The organism is Paenibacillus mobilis, assembly GCF_058267595.1.
Genome location: NZ_JBZCMS010000003.1, coordinates 184,947 through 200,069 on the forward strand (window position 1 = coordinate 184,947; position 15,123 = coordinate 200,069).

Genomic DNA, 15,123 nt, shown 5'->3' on the forward strand with positions numbered 1-15,123 from the left:
CGGATTTTTTTGCAGCGGGATTTTTTAATTGCCAATCCGTTCCAGAGTCACTATGCTAGAATGGGATCTATTCCCATTCCTGATATAAGTTTACCGCCAAATCGGGGTAAGAGGTGAAACGTGGAGCATTCAGGCGCGTATCATTAGATAATGTTTATATGAGGGGGAAGGCATTTGGAACAGCAGATGAGCGTAGTTTTATTTGAGAAGCTGCCGGACGGCGAGGTCCGGGAAATGGAAGAACGGGTTTGGACTTCCAACATGATCGCGGCGCTGGAGCACGTCAATTATTTGATCGTCGGCGGCCGCGAGTACGAAACGGTCGAAGGCAGATTAAATGTGGATGAGGGCAAACTGGAGCTGCTGCTTGTACCGGTACGTCACGGATAATGAAGCTCGGCAGGGAGGAATCCGAATTGGCACACGAAAAGGAACCTAAGCAAGAACCGTTTATGGAACAGAATGACGAACAGCTGCGGGAGCGGTTGAAAGATAGGCTGGCGCCGGAGGGCAAACCTCTCCGCGTCTTATCGACTTCGCTTGGGATTGCGCTGCTGGCCAACGCTATTTTTATTCCGGGCGCGGCTTATTCAGCGGACAGCACCGATTCGTCCGGGGATGAGCCGAAGCTGGTGTCCTGGTCGACGGAGGAAGTGAAGCAGTATTTCGATAAAAATGTGGACTGGAACATCCCGCTTCCTGCCTCCATGGAAGACGGGGACGCGCCGCAGCCATCGGCCTCGCCTGAGCCGGGAGCCGCAGGAACCGGAGGCACAACCATCGTGAATAACTATGGGAGTACGGGCTCCGGTTTCGGATGGGACGACCTGCTGCTGTACCATCTGCTCTTTAACAGCGGGTCCGGTTATTCGTCCAGCGGCTGGTACAACGATCACCGCGGTTATTACACCGGCACAAGCACGCAATATAAACCGCGCAGCTACTCCAGCGGATCGTTCCAGAACAAATCAACTGTAGGTTCGGCAGTCAAACCGAAAACCTCGACAACTACGACCGGTTCTATTACGAGACGTTCTACGTCTTCGTCGCCGGGAGGCATCGGCGGTAAATCAAGCGGACTGAGCTCCAGCGGCTCAAGCAGCACGGGTAAAAGCTCATCCGCGGGCTCAATTACTAGATCCGGCAGCTCAAGCTCCAGTTCAGGCTCAAGCTCCTCCGGCTCGAGCGGATCCAGCTCAATCTTCAGCTCCGGTTCCAAATCGAGCACGAAATCCAGCGGAGGTTTTTTTGGCGGATGAGCAGCATTTTCGAAGTGGTTGGAGCGCCGCACCCCGACCGGGGGAGCCGGGTTAAGGAGCTGGAAGAGCTTGGCTTCGCATGGGCCGATTTGGAGGACGAGGCTTATTGGATCGACCAGATGATACTGATGCCGCACTCGTTATACGAGGAACTGGAGACCGTCTCCGGAAAGCTTTGGATGATTCTCGATAAAGCGGCGCGTTATGTCTACCGGCGCCGTGACTTGTATGAGCTTATCGGCATTCCGCCGATTTTGTGGGAGATGCTTGATCTGGCCCCGCTGGCGGAACCCGGCCTGATCAGCCGATATGCGCGGTTTGACTTCGCGGTGGCGAATGACGGGACGATCAAGCTGCTTGAGCTGAATGCGGACACGCCGACGGGGTACGTGGAGGCTTCAATTGCCACGCCGTGGATGGCCGGGCAGGCTGGCGTGGCTTCGCCGAACAGCCGGATGAAAGAGCTGGTGGCCGAAGCGTGGGCGGCCGAACGCCCGGATACGGCAGCTTGCGTCGCTTACGGCTGGCATACGGAGGACTCGGGGACGATCGAGGCGCTGGTCCGGCACAGCGGGCTGGATGTAGCCTGTGAGGACTGCCTGGAGCTTTGGATCGATAACGGGTTGGTGAAAAACAAAGACGGCCGCGTCATTGAGCGGATGTTCGCTTTATATCCGAAGGAATGGATGATGGTGGACGACGCCGGAGAAGCGTTGTCTTATGCGATTGAAACGGAACGTTTGGCTATTTTTAACCCGCCGCACAGCATTTTGCTGCAGTCCAAAGGTCTGCTTGCCGTCGTTTGGGGGCTTTACGAGCTGGGCCTGCTGTTTGGCGAAGAGGAGCGGGAGACTATCTCTAAGTATGTCCTGCCTACTTACAATAAACCGGTGTTTTCAGGCAGCTTTGTATCCAAATCGATGTTTGGGCGCGAGGGCGGATCCGTGCGCCTGTTCGACTCGGCCGGCCAACTGGAGCTGGAGGACCGGGAGGGTTTTGACGGCAGCGTGCTGTTCCCTACGGTGTATCAAAAGAGGGCGGAGCTGGCGAAGATCGAAACCGCCGAAGGCGAGCTTCATCTGCTGACCGGTATGTTTGTTATAAACGGGATGCCATGTGGTCTATTAGGCAGAGCCGGCGGGCCGATTACCGGAAACGCCAGTCATTTTATCGCGTTGGGAGTGAAATAAATGTTGATGACCGAAACAAAAACAAAGGAAGAGGTCCCGCAAACGCCAAGCGCTGCCAAACGGTCTGTGGTGAAGCGACTCGGCCTGCTTTTGACCGCCGGACTTATGGCTGCGGCTTTAAGCGCCTGCTCTTCGGATACGGAAAGCGTGTTTTCCACGCAAAACGGCACGTCGAATGCAGCGGTATCAGACACGGGCTCGAGCCCCGGTTCGGGCGGAGTGGAAACGACTTCGGAAACGTCGCGGGTCCCTTGGGATTACCGGGTTCAGGAGACGACCGTCGGGGACCTGGTGGGCAGCGATATGACGATTTTGCCGGATAACGAGCTGCTGCCGAACGACGAAAACTACGCCACGGGCGACAAGGTTTGGGTGCTGCAATTCATGGACGCCGAGCTGACGACCGACGAAAACAATAAAAACGACATCCGTCTGTCCACCTGGAGTTCGCTCAAAACTTATAAAGATGAGGCTTCGGCAAAAAAAGATTTGGAACAGCTCAAGGTGTCCGTCACCACGGACGTCAAGCTGATCGGGGTATATAAAACCTCTTATAAGGGCAAAACGCGGAACTTTGCCGTTATTGAGCTGCCTTCGGGCAACCGGGTGAAGCAGCCGATCGACGATGCGCGTTACAAGAAGATGGAGAAGGAGAAAAATGTCTCCGTCAAGCTGGAGGAAGTACACGATTTTGCCGATTATGATCTGGCATATGCAAAATTCCGGGGGTGGGCCAATTGACGATTGTCGTTAATATCATAGTGAGTGTTATTGTCATGATTGCTCTGCAGCTGCTGGGCATGTTCATTTTCAGCCTGATGACGCCTTTCAAGGATATGGAGGAGCTGAGAAAAGGCAATACGGCGGTAGCGCTGGCCTTTGGAGGCAAGTTTCTGGGCACGGCGATCATCCTCGGCATTGCGGCTTATACCAATACGTCCATCTGGCATATGATGTTATGGTTTGCCGTCGGTTATGTCTGTCTGGTGGCTTCTTATTGGATCTTTGAACTGGTGACGCCGGGCTTTAAGATCAGCGATCATTTAAAGCAGGGCAACATAGCGGTAGGAGCGCTGCTGTGTATGGTGTTTATCGGTACGGCTTTTGCGGTTAGCAGCCTGATTATTTAAGCCAGCTTGGGGAGGAGTGAAACCCAGGTTAATAGGAAGGGGAAGGTGCTGACAATTGCTCTTCTTGCTTAAAGTCATTACCAAAATGGGCCAGATCCGCAAAACTTCTATTGCGCTGGTGGTAGTCGGTTTTGTTGTGCTGAGCGCTACCATTGCTTTTTCGCTGGAGCCTGCGACCTTCGGGAACTGGTTTAATGCGCTTTATTGGGTATTGACCACGATGGCCACGGTCGGGTATGGCGATTATTTTGCCAAGACGCCCGCGGGGAAAGTGTTCACGATTTTCCTGTACGTGTTCGGGATCGGACTGCTCAGCTTGGTCATCGGCAAGGTCATCGATTCGATTGCAAGCCTTCAGCGGCAGAGAGGGGCGGGGACTTTGACGTTCCGCGGAGACAACCATATTATCATCATTAATTGGAGTAAAAAAGCCCGGGCGGCGGTGGAGGAAATTTTGGCTTATTCCCCCGATGCCCGCATCGTTATCATCGATGAATCCGACCGCCATCCGATGGAGCATCTGCACCAGGTCCACTTTGTAAGCGGGGATCCCGCCTCCGACGAGGTTTTGGAGCAGGCGAATATCGGGGAGTGCCGCGCGGCTATTGTTTTTGCCGATTCCAAGATTGAAGAAACCTCGCTGATCGACGGGAAATCACTGCTCATCGTTTCCAGCATCGAACGTTTGGCCAGTCATGTACATACGACGGTGGAAATTACCCAGGAGAAAAACATCCAAAATTTCCGGCATGCGCAGGTCAACGAGTTTGTATTGTCCCATGACGCCATCTCCAGGCTGGCGGTTCGCTCCGCGCTGCAGGAAAGCAATTCGGACATCATCCAGCAGCTGCTCAGCCGGCGTTACGGCGACGACATTTATGAGGTTCCGGTCCAGCCTGGATGGAAAACCTACGGCGACGCCTTTATGGCCCTCCTGCAGCAGGGGGCAACCCTTCTGGCCGATCGGAACGACCTTGGCATCAACCGCAAGCTGGGAGAACCGATTCCGGTAGAAGCCAAGCTTTACGTCGTTTCGGACGGGGAGACGTTCCGGAGGCTGGCAGGGAAATAGGCGTGCGAAAAAAGGCTGCTCCGGGTGTGATGCCCGGGGTCAGCCTTTTTTTGTAAAATGGTCTGTTCAGTGGTATCCGAGGCCCAAGCCGAACAAAAGAGTCGTCAGCAGGACGGAGACCAGAACTTAGTTTACTAGTCCTCGTAAAGGTCATAAATCTCATGCTGCTTTAAAAGGGGCATTCCGTCCGTCTTGCCTTCGAACTCCGCGAAATTGTCCCCGTAATGCATCAACGAAGTCATCGCTTTAATCGGCTCAGGCAGGGACTTAAGCTCATCCAGCGTGGTATGGACCTCGCCTTTGCCGGTCAGCTGGCATTCGTGGAAGATCCGCCGGACGCCCCGCTCGTTCACCAGCTTTTTTACCAGCTCCGGCTGAAAGGTCATGTCGGCGCTGTAAAAGACATCGCCGTTTAGCAGCAGGGAATAGCTGTTTTTGCCAGGCATATGCGGCGTGCGGAAAATTTCGACGGTGAGGCCTTTAAACAGCTCGTAGGTTTGTCCTTCCTTCAAAGGGCGGACGTCGAAAAAAGCCTCCAGGCTGTCCGCGCCTTCTTCGCCCATGGCGCCTTTCAGCGTGTTTTCCCAGAGCGGCTGAATCAACGTTTCAGCGATATATAGAACGGGGCGTCTTTGATAAATAAATTTGCTTTGGAAGCCAAATTCCTCAAGTCCGCCCACGTGGTCGCCATGAATATGGGTTATAAGGCAGGCGTCGATGTCGCCGAAATGTTTGCCAAGCTGATAAAGCGAGGCGGGTGCGGTAATCCCGCAGTCAATCATCAGCGTAAAATCGTCGCCCAGCAGCAGGGCGTTATTATTATAATTTTTTTTGGCAAAAGCGTTGCCCGTCCCCAGCATCTGCAGCTGCAGTCCCATGAATAAATCCTCCTTAGAATGGTAAAATCCTGTCCTATCCCGAATAGTAACATAAAAGCGGGTTTCGCCAAAGGGCGGAACAAGGGCGCTGTAGGCCGGCCATTCCCAGTTCCTGATCGCGACGTTAGTCCTGAGCCTATGAATCTGTCCTTTTATTTCTGAATCTCCTGGCCTCCCTTGCGTCAGCGGGGGCTGCGGTGATAGCCCTGATCCGGCCGGGGGGTTTCTCCGGTTCGGGTCCTGGCGGGATTGAACGCGGAGAACTATTTTATATGCGGATGTACGCGGCGCGTTCCATTCCGTTCGGGCTGGCCGCCGGGATTTTGCCGTATTGGCCTGGAGGGCCGGCCGCCGCTTGGGTGCTCTTCACCGCTGCCTTCGTTCAAATCATGGATGCCGCCATTGCTGTGGGGAAGAGAGAACGCGGGATGGTAATAGGCTCCTCTATCGGTGCCGTCGTGCATCTTGTCTGCGGCATTACACTCCTTTAGCCGGGTGGCGCGGGATCGGCGGCTGCTTCCAATCAAAACGGGGATGTCCCTCAGGTCGCTTTCCGACCTTGTGGGATATCCCCGTTTTTAGCGCGCTTACGTAGATAACAGCGTGATGACCAGCAATTCATAAAGCACAAGGGTAAGAATCGTATCGTTATAGCCGAAAAAAGAGCGCGGCGCACCCGGTATCCCAGGTACTCCTGGTATTCCCGGCGTTCCCGGGGTTCCGGGAATTCCTGGCACCCCAGGCATTCCGGGGATCCCCGGTGCCCCCGGATGCGGCGGACCGTACGGCTGCTGCCGAACTGCCAGCTGCAGCAGCCCGCGTTCACACCCGACGATCCTTCCGGCATACACCTCGCCGTCCAGGGTTTCGATTCGGACCCATTGGTTCCGGTGCTGGTTACATAAATGATGCAGATGATTCCTGACGCCCCTTACCTGCTGGACGAAAGGTCCATCTGCCTGGTATATCGGCCGCTGCGGGTAACCCGGCAATTGAAAACTCATGATCATCACAGCCTTCCTGGAATTTACTACCACGATATGTAGGCAGGCGGACCATTATTCATTTCCCGTTGACGACAAACGGAAGTTCTTTAATTACGATGAAATATCAAGCCGAATTAACAATTCGTCCTTCAAAATAAGGTGGAGACCGATTTGAGTTTATGCGGATTGACAATCAAGTACAGGTTTTGAACCTTGCCGTCTTTGCCGAGTACGGGGCATAATATCGCGCTGATTTTGCCTGTATCCTTGTCGCGGAAGACGACTTGCAGTTCGCCGTTCAGGACCAGGAGGGAGGATTCGGCCTCCCGCAGGCTCGTCAAAATGCGCGGAGACGTCAGGATGGCGAGCACGCCTTTGAGGCCCTTCATCGGGCGAAGTACGGTATGCACGAAACCGCCGCCGTCGGATATGAATTCCGGCTGCTCGGCAAGAAGCTCCAGCAAGGCTTGCGCGTCATACGCGAGAAAAGCCTCCGTAAACCGCTCCAGCAGCTGGCGCCGGCTGGCATTTTCCTCTCCGGGGAGGGTGTAATTCTCCTCGGTATAAGGGCCGTCTGCCGCCAAGGTGCGGCGGGACCGGCTGTACAGCTGCCGGCAGTTGCTTTCCGTTTTGCCCAGCATGCCGGCGATTTCCTTGTAGTCGTACCCAAATCCCTCACGCAGGACAAATACCGCGCGCTCAAGCGGATTCAGCTGTTCCAGCACCACCAGAAAAGCGTAAGAAATCATGTCTTTACGCTCCAGGGCGTCCTCGGGAGCCGCCGGGCCGTTTCCCTGGAAAAGCCCGGAACGCTCCCTGTCTGCCGCAAGCACCCCTGCAGGACCGCCATGAACAGCTTGAACGGGACCCAGCCCGGGCACGGGCTCGGGCAACCATTCCCCTACATAGGTTTCGCGTGTCCTGCTTGCCGAGCCCAGCAGGTTCAGGCACCGGTTTACGGTCATTTTAGCGATATAAGACTTGGCATTCCGGACTTCATTCCCCGGCTTCCGCTGCAATTCCACAAAGCAGTCCTGAACGACATCTTCGGCGTCCGCCATTGAACCGAGCATGCGGTAAGCGATGGACAAGGCATACCTGCGGTAGCTGTGATACCATTCCTCCAGGCTGCCGGCCGCCTTATTCGTTTCCTTTCCTTGATCGAAGAAGAAGTCCCCGGACAACGTTTGCTCATTTTTGCTTGCCAAGAAATGACCTCCCTTTAGTTCGTCTGGAAACAGCCAGGATACATGCCCGTCGAGATCGCAATCCGGTTCCAGCTGTTTATCGTATTCATCGCCATAATCAAATCCATATATTCCTCTTCGCTAAAATGGGCTCTGACCCGGGCATACAATTCATCGGGTACGCCGTCTTTGGCGATCAAGGTCACGGCTTCGGCCAATTCCAGCACGGCACATTCCTTCTCGCTGAACAATCCCGGCACTTCGCGCCATAAAGCGATCAGCAAAATTTTATCGTGATAATCGCCCAGCTTCAATAAATCTTTAGTATGCATATCCAGACAGAAGGAGCAGCCGTTGATTTGAGATACCCGGATTTTGATCAACTCGTACAGTACTTTGTCTGCCGCACGGCCTGAAGTGAATTTTTCCAGCTCCGCCATCGCTTGATATACCCCGGCATTAGCTTTCATGTGATTAAATCTTAAACTCATTTTGTTCGCCTCCGTAAGTAGTTATCCAATAAAATTGGTCTATATTAAGGAGACAAATGGGCAGGTTGATTTGTGACAAGAATGGCCGAAAGTTTTTAGCCAGGGCTTAGAAGGCGAAGTCCCTGAACATTCGGTATACGACGACGGCGGCTTCCGCCCTTGTTGCCGATTGGCCGCCGTTAAAGCGGTTATTGCTGCTGCCCTGCATCAAGCCGAGCCGGGTGACCTGCTCCACGGCTTCTCGAGACCAGGGCTGGATTTCCGTTTGATCGGCATACTGGACGGCTTGTCCGTTTGCCGCTCCGGCGTTCCCTAGCCATTTCAGGGATCTGGATAAAATAACGGCCATCTCCGACCGGGTAATGATCCGGTTCGGGGCGAAGGTATGATCGGCATACCCGCTGACAATGCCTTTTGAAACAGCGGTTTGAACGGCATGTTCATACCAGCTTCCAGCCTTTACGTCGGTAAACGCCGTTTGTCCGGCGCTTGTCTCCTCCGCCAACCCCAGCGTTCTTAGCAGCAAGGCAACAAATTCGGCCCGCGTCACCTCTTTTGCGGGTGCAAAACGGTTTGCGCCCGTGCCCGTAACGATATCTTTGGAGGACAAGACCTCGACAGCCTGTTTTGCCCACGGATAATTTGATGCGCTCATATCCGCGTAAGCAATCTCTTTAGCCATAAACAGATAGCGGCCGGGTCCGTTAACCTCCGCCGTAATTTTTCCGTCCTTCAAGCGGCCGATATGCTGGACGGGGCTGCCCTGCGGCCTAATTTCATAGAGATTAATGGTTTCAGCGTTCAGACTGCCTGGGGATAGGGTTCCCAAGGGCATGGATACCTCGACCGGTTCCTTAAAGGAAGCGGAGTTGAGCGGGTTTCCGTTTGCATGGTTTTGGAGGTTTTTTCGTTCCGATTTTGGGACTGGCTCATCAGAATGCACCCTTTTGGGACAGCCTCTTTTTGCTGTTCATTCTTCAATCTCGCTCACCTGGCCGTCTTTACTGTAGATGACTTCCGGATGAATCCAGAGGCCATCTCGGTTTTATTCAGCTTGCAGGTTTTGCAGGTTTTATCTGATTAAGAGTTCCTTCCGTTTTGGAGTTTAATGTGTAGATTACGGTATACAATCGGTTCGTTTCAATAAGTTCCCAGGTATTTTCATTATCGACTGTCAGAGTAACCGGCTCTTGATTGTTTTTCTCAGGACCCTCTACTACTACCGTAAATTTTTGATTCAGTGATTTTTTTTCAACTACTGTAACGACTGCGCTTGTTATACTGGGCGTAGTACTACAAGCACTGAACATAAAGATCAAAATCAGTGGAAAATAAAGACGCCAGCTTCTTCGTATCATACAAATCCCCTCCAATAAATATTATTCCATATTTTATTCAAAAAAAGAAGGTTATTCCTTTTATTGTAGAATTTTAATATATATGGAAAAAGGAGGAATTAAAATGAGTAAAAAATCTAAGTTGGCAATTTTTGGTTTGGTGTTATCTTTACTAGTTGCTGTATTACCTTCTTCTAGTTTTGCAGATGAAGTCGTACCCAGTTATACAAATGATCAAGTAGACCAGATCCTACTTGATCATGGAATGCCGGCAGACAAAGTTGCTTTAATTGACGTCGATCTAAAACGTACCATTGTAGAGAATTCTGATGAGGGTTTTAAATTTGCTTATGAGGAATCTTCAGCATTCCACCTCGACGATAGCACTGGTAAACTTACCAAGATTCCTCCTGCAGGCTCTATTACGACACAAGCTATTCCTCGTTCCGATCTTACATTTACTGTTCTTGCCTTCTCTACATCTACAGCGTATGAATATCAAATTTACGGTGGATATGAATGGCTGACTAGCGGAGCTGGTCCTGCTGTTGGCCCCGGAGGAGTTAATAAAGATATGTTTGCAATTGCCGTCCCAGATGGTTGGACTATTGAATCTGGTAAATACGGTGGGTCAATGTATAGCAACCTATATAACACTATCACTGGTACTTACCTTGGATGGACAACCATGGGCTCTACCGGTTATGAAAACCTCGGAAACCCTGCATCTGATGGATATAGTATGTATGGAGCCGCATGGAGAATGAACTCCAACACAAACAGCATTCTTTCCAGATATAAAGGCTCAGTATTTCTTACAATGAAAGGTAATTCCTCCTCTCAAAGAAGAGTTCTCGTTAATTACATGCAAGCAAGAGAAAACCCAGTTGGTGGGTTTGGAGTTTCTCTAGGATGGGGTCCTCTTACAGTTAATTTCACCCCTACTACTGGTAGCAGAGATATCGCTAATCAGGATTTCACTTGGTAATTAAGAAATTGATAGTTTTTATGAGACTGTGATTGAAGAGCTCCCTTAATTGGGAGCTTTTTGCTGTTCTTCGCGTACCTGGCCGCCTTTTCATGACTTCCGCTCATCTTCCGGATAATTTCGGATGATCTTTCCCTTCTGGCCGTATACCAGGTGTTTGAATTACAAGCGTCTTGGTGAGCTTTACTAGCAGCCAAAAGGCTTAAACGCTGAAGACCTCCCGATTAACCTTCAAGCTTGTTCTACCTTTGATTCTGATATACTTCCCGTATTTCGCCCAACACTGCGCTGATCTCTTCCGTCTCCATCTCCGTGAACTCGGGAAAATACTTTTCGGTAATCGCGCCGATCTAAATGAGACGGCGTGTACGTTCTTTACGTTCCTTCTGACTTACCTTCACTTGTACATTGCTTTGCAATGTGTGCGGCAAAGCTTCGCTCTGCATTCTTTCGCATCTGTCGATGCGACAAAACGCATTATGGCATTCTGCCGATTCGCGTTTTGGTAATTCAACGGAGGTCATGCTTCGATGGCGATCTACCATTTTGCAATGCAAATCGTATCTCGTAGCTCTGGTAAATCTGTTATTGGAATGGCGGCGTACCGTTCCGGTGAACGCCTCTTTGATGAGCGAACTGGCCAAACCAGGTATTATCCGCGCAAGGACAAGCCGGAAATGGCGATTCTTGCTCCGGAAGGAATGCCGAGTTGGGTCTTCTGATCTTGAACATGCAGGAAGAGATCCGCGCGGTAGAGTCACAGATCGAAGAAGTGATGAACACCTTTGATGCTGGACAGTATACCCAAGCCTTTTTTGAATCTCAGCAAGCTACACTGTACCCGCTGATGCTGAAATACCACATGTCAAAAAAACTTGAACGAGCTAGAGCAAAGCTGCACTGACGAGTATTTAAGCACATTAAAAGGCGTGCCAGTTTACCCAATGCCCACCCGTAGCAAGGAAAAAGCAGATGTGTAAATGGACGCCCAACCCTTATTTTAAAACAACATCAGGCGAAAGCAAACGATATTTAAATCCATTAACGATTGAAAGGTGATTGTATGAAACGTGTTTTGTTATCTATGACAGCAGCTGCCCTGATGTTTGGGGCAGCTGCGCTCCCGGCCAAGGTTGCTTCTACAACAGACATAATGGTGCTTATCAATGCCCGGCAGGTGAAGTTCGACGGAGTTGCAGCTTATGAAACAAACGGACGCGTGATGGTGCCGTTCCGGGGCATCGGGGAGTCCCTGAAAGCAAAAGTAGATTACGCGAATAAAAAGGTGACGTTCACCGGCAATAAAAAATTGGCCTGAATCTCGGAAGCAAAACGGCGACCGTAGACGGGACAGCCGTGCAACTGGATACGGCAGCCGTGGCAAAAAACGGCCGTACCTATGTGCCGCCGCGGTTCATCTCGGAAAATTTGGGGCAGCCGGTAGAATGGGATTCCGTGGGTCTAAGGGGGTTAGTATATATACCCAATTTTGGTGCAGTGAACCTTTTTCTTCTGTTGAAGGAAACCGGACGTGTAGTCTAAACAGGAAATTCCTCTGCCGGTAAAAACACTCCCTGCTTTGCTGCTTGCAAAATCGGACAAAAAGAGGCAAAATAGAGGTAGTGTAAATATGTAATCTACTAACAAATATTTAGTTATAAACAAGGAGAGACTAGCCGTAACCTGAAGGTAAAACCTGAAGGAAGACCATTATGAACGATTGGGGAGGAATTTTCCGTGGAAATAGGACTGAGTACTTTTGTAGAAACAACGCCGGACCCGAAGACGGGCGAGGTGATCAGCCACGCGCAGCGTTTGCGCGAAGTGGTGGAAGAAATCATTTTGGCCGATGAGGTCGGCCTGGACGTTTTTGGGGTCGGCGAGCACCATCGCGTGGACTACGCGGCATCCAACCCGGCGATCGTGCTGGCAGCGGCCGCGCCGCAAACCAAGCGCATCCGCCTGACCAGCGCGGTTACGGTTTTGTCTTCCGCCGATCCTGTCCGCGTCTTTCAGGACTTTGCCGCCCTGGACGGCATTTCGAACGGACGTGCCGAAATTATGGCGGGCCGGGGTTCGTTTATCGAATCTTTTCCGCTGTTCGGTTATGATTTGAACGATTACGACGAACTGTTCGACGAGAAGCTGGAGCTGCTGCTCAAGATCCGGGCTTCGGAAAAAGTCACCTGGAAAGGCGGTCATCGTGCCGCCATCAATAACCTGGGCGTCTATCCGCGCCCGGTTCAGGAGCCTCTTCCGGTTTGGATCGGCAGCGGCGGCAACCAGGAGTCCGTCGTCCGTGCGGGCCTGCTCGGCCTGCCGTTAGTGCTGGCCATTATCGGCGGCAGCCCGGTGCAGTTTGCGCCTTTGGTGGATCTATATAAACGGGCGGCGGCACATGCCGGGCATGACGTATCCAAACTTCCGGTCGCTTCCCACTCGCACGGCTTTGTAGCGGAAGAGACGGAGCTTGCGGCGGATAAATTTTTCCCGTCGACGCAGGCGGCCATGTCCAAGCTGGGCCGGGAACGCGGATGGGGACGTTACGACCGTTCGGCGTTCGATGCGGCGCGCAGCTTCCAGGGAGCCTTATATGTCGGAGGTCCCGAAGCCGTAGCGAACAAGATCATCCATCTGCGCAAACACGTCGGCATCACCCGCTTTATGCTGCATACGCCGGTCGGCACCATGCCTCACGCCGACGTCATGCGGTCGATCGAGCTGCTTGGCAAGGAAGTGGCGCCGCGTGTCCGCGAAGAAATTGCCAAATGGGAAGCCGAAGGCGGAGCGAAATAAGGGTGCCGTTTGTAGTTGAGAAAGCCTGATGACGCGCCGTCTGCATGACTAGCGTTTCGGTTATAAGAAACAGGATCATGTGGCAACGTGCCCGCTATGAAAAAGAAAAAAACCATGGCCTCCGCCTTCGGCGGGAACCATGGTTTTTTGCGTCTATCAGAGCTTTAAGCCCTGAATTTGGAGCTTGCTTATCCTTCAAAATTCTCCAGCACCAGCTTGCCGATCATGCGGTTTTCCTCGACTTTGAGATGGGCCTTGCGCAGATTGGCCGCGTTGATCGGGGAGATCTTTTCCGTAAGCGTGGACTGAATGCGGCCCTGCTCGATCCAATCGGCCAGCTCGCTTAGCAGCAAATGCTGTTCGATCATATCTTCCGTTTCGTATTTGGAACGCGTAAACATGAACTCCCAGGCGAAGGTTACGCTTTTATTTTTCAGGAGGGTCAGATCGAGCGGTTCAGCGGTTTCAACAATGGAGCAGATGCGGCCCAGCGGTTTGATGACGGACTCCATCGCTTTCCAATGTTTATCCGTGCTGTGCAGACAGAAGATGTAATCGACTTCGTGGATGCCCTCTTTCTCCAGCTGCGTGCGGAAATCTTCATAGTGGCTGATGACGATGTCGGCTCCATGGCCGCGGACCCACTGCTCCGTTTCCGGACGGGAGGCTGTCCCAATGACGGTCAGACCGGCTTCGCGGCCAAACTGCAGCGCAATCGACCCAACACCTCCCGCTGCCCCGATAATCAGCAGCTTTTTGCCGTGGTTGTCCGCTTTGTTTTTGGAAATGGAGAGACGTTCAAACAAACCTTCCCAAGCGGTGATCGCGGTCAAGGGAAGGGCTGCCGCCGAGGCGAAATCGAGATTTTTCGGCTTCCGCCCCACGATTCGTTCGTCCACGAGATGGAACTCGCTGTTTCCGCCCTGGCGGATCAGGCTCCCCGCGTAATAAACCTCGTCTCCGGCTTTAAAGAGCGTAGTGTCCGGGCCCGTTTGCTCAACGATCCCGGCAACGTCCCAGCCCAAGATTTTTGGTGAATCTTCGACCCGGGCTTTCGGAGCTCTCACTTTAACGTCTACGGGATTCACGGATATGGCCTTCACGCGTACGAGCAGGTCCCGTCCGGCGGGAACCGGCTTCTCCACCTGCAAATCCTGCAGGCTTTGTTCGTCGGCGGCCGGTAAATAGCGATACAAACCAACGGCTTTCATGGTTTCTGTCATTTTCTGTTCCACCTTTCCTGAATTAAGAATTGTCGTAACCTCAATATATGTGATATAGTTCTCGGCAACAAGTACACACATTTATGTTGTATAGGCACATAAAGTATACTGTAAACGGGAGGTTAATCAGCATGAGAAACCGAAAAAGCGGCTACGGGGATTGCCCGAGCGGTGAAGGATGCCCGGTTGAATATACGCTTGACGTCATTGGCGGGAAATGGAAAGGCGTTATTTTATACCATCTGCTGGACGGCAAGAAACGGTTTAACGAGCTGCGCAGAATCTGCCCGGCGATCACCCAGCGCATGCTGACCTTGCAGCTCCGCGAGCTGGAGCGGGACGGCATCGTGGAACGGATCGTTTATCAGCAGGTCCCGCCCAAGGTGGAATATTTGTTAACCGAATTCGGTATGACGCTTTCGCCGATTATCACCGCGATGAAGTCCTGGGGGGAAACCTACAAGGATAAAGTCGGGGCCAACCGGACCCCCGAGACGGAAGCCGGATCGGAAGTGGAGGCCTAAGCGAAGCGCAACCGCAACCCAATAAATAGAGAATAGGGAATTTCAATAAAATCCGAACCTTT

Annotated in this window: 21 protein-coding genes; 14 read left to right on the plus strand and 7 right to left on the minus strand. The window is 52.3% G+C overall.

The features are described 5' to 3' along the window. Positions 1 to 186: 186 nt before the first annotated feature. From AC3ZPD_RS07150 to AC3ZPD_RS07175, 6 genes are read left to right on the plus strand one after another with little or no spacing between them, the layout of a single operon-like run. Entirely contained in the window at positions 187 to 390 is a 204-nt protein-coding gene (locus AC3ZPD_RS07150; protein WP_490983881.1) for a hypothetical protein, read from the plus strand. A gap of 26 nt (positions 391 to 416) precedes the next feature. Then, positions 417 to 1,259, plus strand: coding sequence for a hypothetical protein (locus AC3ZPD_RS07155; RefSeq protein WP_490983590.1), 843 nt, complete (start codon positions 417 to 419; stop codon positions 1,257 to 1,259). Then, positions 1,256 to 2,449 carry a glutathionylspermidine synthase family protein gene (locus AC3ZPD_RS07160; protein ID WP_490983591.1) on the plus strand — a complete coding sequence of 398 codons (1,194 nt, stop codon included), beginning with the start codon at positions 1,256 to 1,258 and terminating at the stop codon, positions 2,447 to 2,449. The genes AC3ZPD_RS07155 and AC3ZPD_RS07160 overlap by 4 nt, the downstream gene beginning before the upstream one ends. Positions 2,450 to 2,455: 6 nt before the next feature. After that, entirely contained in the window at positions 2,456 to 3,190 is a 735-nt protein-coding gene (locus AC3ZPD_RS07165) for a signal peptide protein (protein ID WP_490983882.1), read from the plus strand. Further along, positions 3,187 to 3,579 (plus strand): DUF350 domain-containing protein, encoded by a 393-nt coding sequence (locus tag AC3ZPD_RS07170; protein ID WP_490983592.1) that lies wholly within the window; start codon positions 3,187 to 3,189, stop codon positions 3,577 to 3,579. Before AC3ZPD_RS07165 ends, AC3ZPD_RS07170 begins: the two co-directional genes overlap by 4 nt. 55 nt (positions 3,580 to 3,634) lie before the next feature. Beyond that, complete coding sequence (locus AC3ZPD_RS07175) at positions 3,635 to 4,651, plus strand: potassium channel family protein (protein ID WP_490983593.1); 1,017 nt, start codon at positions 3,635 to 3,637, stop codon at positions 4,649 to 4,651. A 134-nt stretch (positions 4,652 to 4,785) separates the two neighbouring features. Here AC3ZPD_RS07175 and AC3ZPD_RS07180 read toward each other — a convergent pair whose 3' ends face one another. Continuing rightward, positions 4,786 to 5,529: an MBL fold metallo-hydrolase gene (locus tag AC3ZPD_RS07180; RefSeq protein ID WP_490983594.1), complete on the minus strand. Its 744-nt coding sequence runs from the start codon at positions 5,527 to 5,529 to the stop codon at positions 4,786 to 4,788. A 197-nt stretch (positions 5,530 to 5,726) separates the two neighbouring features. Between AC3ZPD_RS07180 and AC3ZPD_RS07185 the strand changes: the two genes are divergently transcribed. Next, the gene (locus AC3ZPD_RS07185; protein ID WP_490983595.1) at positions 5,727 to 6,020 is read left to right on the plus strand and encodes a hypothetical protein; all 294 of its coding nucleotides are present in this window, start codon (positions 5,727 to 5,729) and stop codon (positions 6,018 to 6,020) included. 96 nt (positions 6,021 to 6,116) lie between these two features. Here the strand turns inward: AC3ZPD_RS07185 and AC3ZPD_RS07190 are convergent, their stop codons facing one another. From AC3ZPD_RS07190 to AC3ZPD_RS07210, 5 genes are all read right to left on the minus strand, one after another. After that, the gene (locus AC3ZPD_RS07190) at positions 6,117 to 6,533 is read right to left on the minus strand and encodes a hypothetical protein (RefSeq protein WP_490983596.1); all 417 of its coding nucleotides are present in this window, start codon (positions 6,531 to 6,533) and stop codon (positions 6,117 to 6,119) included. Positions 6,534 to 6,664: 131 nt separating this feature from the next. Next, entirely contained in the window at positions 6,665 to 7,723 is a 1,059-nt protein-coding gene (locus AC3ZPD_RS07195) for a sigma-70 family RNA polymerase sigma factor (protein ID WP_490983597.1), read from the minus strand. 14 nt (positions 7,724 to 7,737) lie between these two features. Beyond that, complete coding sequence (locus AC3ZPD_RS07200) at positions 7,738 to 8,193, minus strand: carboxymuconolactone decarboxylase family protein (protein WP_490983598.1); 456 nt, start codon at positions 8,191 to 8,193, stop codon at positions 7,738 to 7,740. A 106-nt stretch (positions 8,194 to 8,299) separates the two neighbouring features. Beyond that, a complete protein-coding gene (locus tag AC3ZPD_RS07205) occupies positions 8,300 to 9,022 on the minus strand; it encodes an S-layer homology domain-containing protein (RefSeq protein WP_490983599.1) in 723 nt (240 codons plus the stop codon). A gap of 220 nt (positions 9,023 to 9,242) precedes the next feature. Continuing rightward, positions 9,243 to 9,551 (minus strand): hypothetical protein, encoded by a 309-nt coding sequence (locus AC3ZPD_RS07210; RefSeq protein ID WP_490983600.1) that lies wholly within the window; start codon positions 9,549 to 9,551, stop codon positions 9,243 to 9,245. A gap of 103 nt (positions 9,552 to 9,654) precedes the next feature. Here AC3ZPD_RS07210 and AC3ZPD_RS07215 point away from each other — a divergent pair, with 103 nt between their 5' ends. The 6 genes from AC3ZPD_RS07215 to AC3ZPD_RS07240 all read left to right on the plus strand — a co-directional run bounded on the left by AC3ZPD_RS07215 (position 9,655) and on the right by AC3ZPD_RS07240 (position 13,314). Then, positions 9,655 to 10,518: a hypothetical protein gene (locus tag AC3ZPD_RS07215; RefSeq protein ID WP_490983601.1), complete on the plus strand. Its 864-nt coding sequence runs from the start codon at positions 9,655 to 9,657 to the stop codon at positions 10,516 to 10,518. A 530-nt stretch (positions 10,519 to 11,048) separates the two neighbouring features. Next, a complete protein-coding gene (locus AC3ZPD_RS07220) occupies positions 11,049 to 11,240 on the plus strand; it encodes a MobA/MobL family protein (protein ID WP_490983602.1) in 192 nt (63 codons plus the stop codon). Then, complete coding sequence (locus AC3ZPD_RS07225; RefSeq protein WP_490983603.1) at positions 11,228 to 11,422, plus strand: hypothetical protein; 195 nt, start codon at positions 11,228 to 11,230, stop codon at positions 11,420 to 11,422. The genes AC3ZPD_RS07220 and AC3ZPD_RS07225 overlap by 13 nt, the downstream gene beginning before the upstream one ends. A 159-nt stretch (positions 11,423 to 11,581) precedes the next feature. Continuing rightward, complete coding sequence (locus AC3ZPD_RS07230) at positions 11,582 to 11,836, plus strand: stalk domain-containing protein (RefSeq protein WP_490983604.1); 255 nt, start codon at positions 11,582 to 11,584, stop codon at positions 11,834 to 11,836. 38 nt (positions 11,837 to 11,874) lie between these two features. Further along, positions 11,875 to 12,060, plus strand: coding sequence for a stalk domain-containing protein (locus tag AC3ZPD_RS07235; RefSeq protein WP_490983605.1), 186 nt, complete (start codon positions 11,875 to 11,877; stop codon positions 12,058 to 12,060). 195 nt (positions 12,061 to 12,255) lie between these two features. Continuing rightward, positions 12,256 to 13,314 carry an LLM class flavin-dependent oxidoreductase gene (locus AC3ZPD_RS07240; RefSeq protein ID WP_490983606.1) on the plus strand — a complete coding sequence of 353 codons (1,059 nt, stop codon included), beginning with the start codon at positions 12,256 to 12,258 and terminating at the stop codon, positions 13,312 to 13,314. A gap of 188 nt (positions 13,315 to 13,502) precedes the next feature. Here the strand turns inward: AC3ZPD_RS07240 and AC3ZPD_RS07245 are convergent, their stop codons facing one another. Then, entirely contained in the window at positions 13,503 to 14,537 is a 1,035-nt protein-coding gene (locus AC3ZPD_RS07245; RefSeq protein ID WP_490983607.1) for a zinc-binding alcohol dehydrogenase family protein, read from the minus strand. Between the two features lie 131 nt (positions 14,538 to 14,668). Between AC3ZPD_RS07245 and AC3ZPD_RS07250 the strand changes: the two genes are divergently transcribed. Further along, positions 14,669 to 15,061 (plus strand): winged helix-turn-helix transcriptional regulator, encoded by a 393-nt coding sequence (locus tag AC3ZPD_RS07250; RefSeq protein WP_490983608.1) that lies wholly within the window; start codon positions 14,669 to 14,671, stop codon positions 15,059 to 15,061. The last annotated feature ends 62 nt before the right edge of the window (positions 15,062 to 15,123 follow it).